The following is a 6,777-nucleotide window of genomic DNA, read 5'->3' as shown; positions in this document are numbered from 1 at the left end:
GCAGATGGCTGGAGCAGAGGCAGTTTCCTCACGACGATACTAGTTATTGATATTTAATGAAAAATCAGTTAACTGTTAATAAAGCACAATAACGCCATCAACGTTAGGCGAGCCAAGAGAAAAGATATGGGACAAGATTAGGCCCGGCGGGGGGAACACAAGGTATTTCCTCATTGTCCCCCCGCCGGGCGGGGATTAGGGGGTGGGGAGCCTACTTCGCCATCATGTAATCGCCACGGAAGACAAGACCGGGTTGCTGCTCGCTGACGGGTAGTCTGGCGGCAAACGCGGCGCGGGCAATGGCTTTTGCGTGGCCGTCGCAGAAGACGATGTTACCAAAGCCCTGGTGCCGAAAATCCAGCGACGACGTGCAGCCAAAGCCGGGGAAGCACCAGGAGCTTGGCGGCTGAATGGTGATCGTCTCGGCTACCGTGGCGACAGTTTTCATGGTCTCTGGGCTGCTTGCCGTGCTGTCGGTGCGATTCCCGCTGTCGGCAAAGAGTAGACACTCGGCGGGTCGGGTGATAGCTGCATCGTTGGCGGGGCTTGGCTGCATCACCCAACTCCCCCCACTATTGACCCAGCGCTCTCCCGCGAGAACCGAGCTGTAGCCATAGCCCGTGCCCCCGAGGTTAGCGGGGCCTGCGTACTCCGAGCACCGCTGAATCTCGCCGCTCTTGAGATACGGAAAGATCAGCCCGAGCTTTTTATCTAGCGGCCCGGAGAAACCCGCCCGCGCCCCGACCCAGTAGGTTCTGCTATCACCGTAGCTAAACAGGGGAAAGCTAGAGTCGTAGTCCTGGGAGTACATCAGCGCTGCTAGGCCAAGCTGCTTGGTATTAGAGAGGCAGGCGGTCTGGCGGGCCTTGCTGCGTGCCTGAGCAAAAACGGGGAAGAGGATCGCCGCCAGAATCGCGATAATCGCGATGACGACAAGAAGCTCGATCAGCGTAAAGGCTGACCGGGAAGTTTTCAAAAACACGGAACGTTTCTTTCTAGCCTGTTGCGCGCAGGCCGAGGGATTTTTCGCCCCCGCTGGCGATCGGACTTAGAGCGAAGGCTCAATTACCGTTGCGCGACAGTGCCGGAATCACACCGGACTTCCCCAGAGGGCGGGAGCGTGGTCAGCGTATCACGAAATCCGGGTAAAATCCCTCCATGGAACGATTTGTTGTGGGAGTAGATGTCGGGACGGGCTCGGTGCGGGCGGGGGTCTTTGCTGTAGCTGACGGGACGCGAAAAGGCATGGCGACCCACCCGATCAAGCTGTGGCGACCACAGCCTGAGTTCGTGGAGCAGAGTAGCGCCGATATCTGGAGCGCGGTGGGAATTGCGGTGCGTGGTGCCATGGCGCAGGCCAAAGTTGCCCCGGAGAGCGTAGTCGGGATCGGCTTTGATGCCACCTGCTCGCTGGTTGTGCTGGGCGAGGGCGATGTGCCCCTCACCGTCAGCCCGAGCGGCAACGCGGAGCAGAATATCATCGTCTGGATGGACCACCGTGCCCTCGCGGAGACCGACGCCATCAACGCGGAAAGCCATGACGTTCTAAAGTACGTTGGGGGGGCGATCTCGCCGGAGATGGAGCCGCCGAAGTTGCAGTGGCTCAAGAAGAATCTGCCTGAGACTTGGGCAAAGGCCACTAAATTCTTAGACCTCGCCGACTTTCTGACCTACAAAGCCTCGGGCCAGGACGTGCGCTCGCTCTGCACCAATGTCTGCAAGTGGACCTATCTGGGCCACGAGGGGCGCTGGGATACGGGCTTTCTGGCAAGCCTCGGCCTCGACGATCCCCGCATCACGGGCAACTCCATCCGGCCACTCGGGGAGCGCATCGGGCCACTGACAAGCGAAGCCGCCGCGCACTTTGGGCTGACGACGGAGTGCTTTGTTGCCGTCGGAATTATTGATGCCCACGCGGGTGGACTGGGGCTACTCGGGGCAGCAGACTTAGACCACTCTCTGGCACTGATTGGCGGGACGAGCAACTGCCACATGGCGGCCTCGAAGGAGCCGATCTTTGTACCCGGCGTCTGGGGGCCGTACTTTGGCGCGATGGTGCCCGGCTACTGGCTCACCGAGGGCGGACAGAGCGCGGCAGGAGCCCTGATTGACTACACCATTGAGGACTCCAGTGCCTTCCGTAACCTCGCGGCGCAGGCGGAGTCTGAGGAGACAACGGTCTATGCGCTGCTCAATCAAGAAGCGAAGAAGCTCGCCGACGCGGAGGGATTGAGCGATGTGGCTTATCTGACGCGCCATCTGCACGTGCTGGACTTTCACCTAGGCAACCGCTCCCCGTTTGCAGACCCGCATGCACGCGGCACGGTAGAGGGGCTCTCGCTGGATAAATCGCTGGCGCAGGACACGCGGCTCTATGTCGCCACGGTTCAGGCGCTCGCCTACGGCACAAGAGCGATTGTCGAGGCGATGAACACGGCGGGTTTTGCAATCACGCAGCTCGTGGCGACAGGGGGCGGTACGAAAAATCCGCTCTGGCTCCAGCAGCACGCCGATGCCTGTGGCATGCCCATCACGCTTGGCAAAGAGTCCGAGTCCGTACTGCTAGGCTCCGCGATCCTCGCTGCGCACGCGTCGGGGGACTACGCGAGTGTCACCGAAGCCATGACCGCGATGGGCCGTGCGGGAGAGACGATCACACCCAATCCCGCCACTCGCACCTTCCACGATGCGAAATACACCATCTGGCGCGACCTCTACGATACGCAAAAACGTCACCGAGAAATTATGGGCAGATAAGATGACGATATATAAAGATATAAAAAGTAGAGTCTCGCAATCCAGGGTGATTATGGGGGGTATCGTGCTTGCCCTGATTATGACAGGCATACCCTCAAGAGCACAAACGATAATAAACGGTGTGGGGTTATATAATGCCCCTTCAACGACCGTGGTTTCCAAGCAATATTCGATACGCATCAAAGCATCGAATTCAACAACATGGAGACCCGCTTCTGTTTTATGGTCTAAGCTTAACAATACCTATATGGACGGACCGCATGAAGTTAACGAAAAATATTATGGAAACCTATGGGGGTGTTCTCATAGCTACGTGAACTTTGAAATGTCACAATCGGTGGATATTGAGGTAACCCGAATAGGGGGCACCATCTTACCGAGCACGAAGATATACCCCGAAAATAAAGTGACCAATGTAAATTTTTCTAAAAATAAGGTTATCTTTACAATGAGTCGTCCCTGCAACGTGGCAGTCGATATTAATGGGGAGATGGGAACCCGCTCTCAATCGGCAAATCAGGGGCCTGCTCAGCCCATAGTGCATACTTTATCTGTCCATGGGAATCCCGTTCTGGAGAACAAGCCGCAGCTGACGGATGCTAGCGTACTTGAGATCACGGCGGGAACTAAACCAACAGCAGCCCAACTTGAAACTTTTAGAACCAGCACGACTTTAAGGACGATGTACTTCAAGCCGGGCGCACATACTATTGGTCCAAACTTCAAGGTGTATCCAAACAAAAACTACTATATTCCAGGAGATGCCATCGTCTATGGCACTCTGAATAATATGGATAGCACATCCCAATCAGATCCACCCGCGAACTTGGGAAGTGCAGAAAACATGAGGATTTTCGGTCATGGAACGCTTTCTGCACAAGGAATTCCCCATTGGGAGCTGCAACAGGTCGAGCTAGATAAGGTTTATGATGGTAGCAACTTGGTAACGGTCACCCAGGCTGACAAAGACTCTAATCCAACCAATGCCAAATACGCCGAGCAACAGCGTATCAGCTATAGGAGAACAGCCATTGACCTTAGCTACTGCCGAAATACTAAAATTCAGGGGATTGTGATCGCGGATCCGGCAAATCATGCCATGCGATTGTTCACTCAAGATCTTCATTCCTCTCAGCCCAATGATGTTTCTTGGGTGATGGCGTGTCAACTCTGATGGTAGTGGCATCAACGACAGCAGTAGGGTGCATCACTGTTTTTACCGTGTTCAGGACGATGCGTACTATCCCAAAGGGATTGCTTTATCGGACAACGTGCTGTGGTCGGATGCAAATGGAGTCTCTCTCCGATTGTCTCATCTACATCAGCTAAAAACAGCCGAGATGCTGAAGCAATTTAAGACGGATCAACTAAGAGTAGAAAACATTGATGTGATCTTTAGACGCAACTTATGGTGGAGCAACTCCGGCGCGATTGAATTACCCTCTGATACAAATACGGTTCGTGATCAGAAATTTATCTTTAGCAATATTAATATTTCGGATCCGAATCCTTCAAACCCACCGTTTAATATTCAACAGGGAAAAGGTGGTGTCTTCTCTGGGACTCGGTTTGAGAATGTGACGATCGCGGCGATGCCAAGTGCGCCAAACGACAAAAACATACTCTATGCCGAAGCAACCGGAACCATTAAGGACATTGCATTTCATAATCTTGTGATCGGTGGCGAAGTTGTCACTGCTAATAACTGGACCACGTATTTTAAGACGAGCAAAAAAGAGGGCACGATGTCCGCCGGTAGCGTGACAGACATCCGTTTTACGAATAGCCTGCTGCCACGCGCGGGTTGGAAAGCGACCGGCTCCGGGTCTGGAGCTGCGGGCAATGCAATTGATGACAATAACACCACTTCTCGGTGGACCACAAACGCCGCGCAGACGAAGACAGGACAGTATTTCCAAGTTGATATGCGGTCGAACAAGACCTTCGACAGGGTCATGCTCAATACGGTAACCGCAAAAAACGAGTATCCTCGCGGTTACACTGTTCTTGTTTCGATGAATGGAACTCTCTGGAACTCCGTCGCTACGGGAAGTGGTGCTAGTGCCGTGACGATGATCACATTTCCCCCTCAAACGGCGCGTTACATCAAAGTCGAGCAGACAGGCAGAACGGGGGCAAGTTCGTGGAGCATCTACGACTTCCATGTTTTCGAGTCGGATGCCTTGAACCGAGCGGGCTGGACAGCGACGGGGTCTTCTTCTTCCGGCCTTGGCAATGCCATGGATGGCAAGCTCGGCACCTGCTGGACCACAGGGGCTGTACAAGCAGTAGCACTGCAACAGTACTTCCAGGTGGATATGAAATCGCTCAAGACTTTCGAGAGAATCTCGCTTGACTCAGTCGCTTCACCGGGAGATTTCCCGCGAGGATACGAGGTTTTCGTCTCGACGGATGGCGTGAGCTGGGGTAGTTCCATTGCCAGTGGAAACGGCTTCATCCCCGTGACCTCGATTACCTTTCTTCCGCAAACGGCGCGTTACATCCGTGTCAATCAGACGGGCAGTGCCCCAGGTAACTCGTGGAGCATCTACGAATTCAACGTGTACAAAAGGTGACTCTATTAAAGCAGCACTGGGGATGAGGGATCTATGTTCACCGTTTTAAAGCAGGAGTTATGGTTGCGGTTGCGGCAGGGAGCCACGTGGGGGCAGTTTCTCTTCGTCTTTCTGGTTGCTGCTGCCGTGATGAGCAGCCAGCGTGGGGACTCGGATCTGGGGCGGGTTCATGCCAATGCGCCCTTGCGGCTGGTGCAGTTTGCCGCCGGGTTTTGCCTGATCGCGGGGCCCATTGTGGCCGCCATTGCGGGCACCGGGATTCTGCGTGACTTTGAGCTACGGGTACACGAGTTCTTCTTTACATCGCGCCTAAAAGCCTGGCAGTATTTCTTCGGGCGCTATCTGGGCAGCTTTATTGTCACCAGTGTCTTGTTCTTGGCACTGCCGCTCGGGTTCTGGATAGGAACGGTCATTCCCGGCGACTCGACCCATCTCGGCCCGTTTCGCTTTGCGCCGTATGCGTTTTCCTATTTTGTGTTTCTCTTGCCCAACCTACTGCTCACGAGTGCACTTTTCTTTGTCGCGGGGGCACTCACCCGAAATCTCTTTGCCGTGTACACGTTGGGAGTGGGGCTTTTTGTCCTGTACTTAATTGCGGCGGGACTTGCCACCGCCATTGGGAGCCGAGGCGCGGCGGCGATCCTGGATCCCTATGGCATCGCTCTTTTAACGACGGAGACGCGCTACTGGTCACCCGCGCAGACCAATACATCCCTGCCCGCTCTGGATGGAATGCTCTTGCTCAACCGTGCGCTCTGGTCGGGGATTGGGCTGGCAATAGTGGCTCTGGGGGGGCTTCTGTTTCGGTTCCGTGCCCTCGCGCCGCAGCTTCCCCGCCCTAACCGCAGTGACCGAACGCCGCCACCGCAGGGAGGTGTGCCTAGGCCGCATGCCCAGCCTCAGGCGTGGCGTAGCTTTCTGCACTTGGTGCGCTTCCATACCCGCTTTATCCTCCGCGCTTGGCCCTACTGGTTGTTTCTCGCCTTCGGGCTGATCGCCTTTGCGATGCTTTCTTCAAAAGAAGAGGGCTTCACGGGGACGCCTCTTCTGCCGACGACCAGCCATGTGCTCAAAGAAGTGGGGGACATGTACGGGGCGCTCTTTATCTTTGTGGCGGCAATCTATGCGGGGGAGCTTTGCTGGCAGGATCGGATTCTACGGGTTGCACCGATCGTGGATGCGCTTCCGGTCTCGCGCACCGCGGCGCTGTTGGCTCGCTTTGTGGCGCTCCAGTTTTCCTTGATCCTGGCGGGGATTTTCTACTCCATAATCGGAATGCTCCAGCAGCAAGCCGGTGGCGTGGCTCCTGATGCTAGGGCCTACCTGATGGGGATTTTTGGGATCACGGGAGTCTCGCTCTTTAGCTTCTCCGCGCTGGCGTTTCTGGTGCACAGCCGCGTCCCCAATAAGTTTGTCGGGCATATCGTGGTGGTGCTGATCGTGC

At 55.5% G+C, this 6,777-nt stretch carries 5 protein-coding genes; 4 read left to right on the top strand and 1 reads right to left on the bottom strand.

Features of this window, described 5'->3' with window-relative positions; all coding sequences use genetic code 11:
• Positions 1–211 precede the first annotated feature (211 nt).
• A complete protein-coding gene (locus tag RMO15_RS05490; RefSeq protein ID WP_309708923.1) occupies positions 212–982 on the bottom strand; it encodes a DUF1559 domain-containing protein in 771 nt (256 codons plus the stop codon).
• A gap of 176 nt (positions 983–1,158) precedes the next feature.
• Here RMO15_RS05490 and RMO15_RS05485 point away from each other — a divergent pair, with 176 nt between their 5' ends.
• From RMO15_RS05485 to RMO15_RS05470, 4 genes are all read left to right on the top strand, one after another.
• Entirely contained in the window at positions 1,159–2,757 is a 1,599-nt protein-coding gene (locus RMO15_RS05485; protein WP_309708920.1) for an FGGY-family carbohydrate kinase, read from the top strand.
• Position 2,758: 1 nt separating this feature from the next.
• On the top strand, positions 2,759–3,931 hold the full coding sequence (locus RMO15_RS05480) for a hypothetical protein (protein ID WP_309708918.1): 1,173 nt from the start codon (positions 2,759–2,761) through the stop codon (positions 3,929–3,931).
• A gap of 166 nt (positions 3,932–4,097) precedes the next feature.
• The gene (locus RMO15_RS05475) at positions 4,098–5,333 is read left to right on the top strand and encodes a discoidin domain-containing protein (protein ID WP_309708913.1); all 1,236 of its coding nucleotides are present in this window, start codon (positions 4,098–4,100) and stop codon (positions 5,331–5,333) included.
• Positions 5,334–5,366: 33 nt separating this feature from the next.
• A partial coding sequence (locus RMO15_RS05470; protein WP_309708911.1) for an ABC transporter permease occupies positions 5,367–6,777 on the top strand: 1,411 nt, incomplete at its 3' end.

Source organism: Armatimonas sp., assembly GCF_031410135.1.
Classification (GTDB): Bacteria; Armatimonadota; Armatimonadia; order Armatimonadales; family Armatimonadaceae; genus Armatimonas.
Note: the sequence above shows the minus strand (reverse complement) of the source record. Positions and strands in the feature narration are given on the sequence as shown.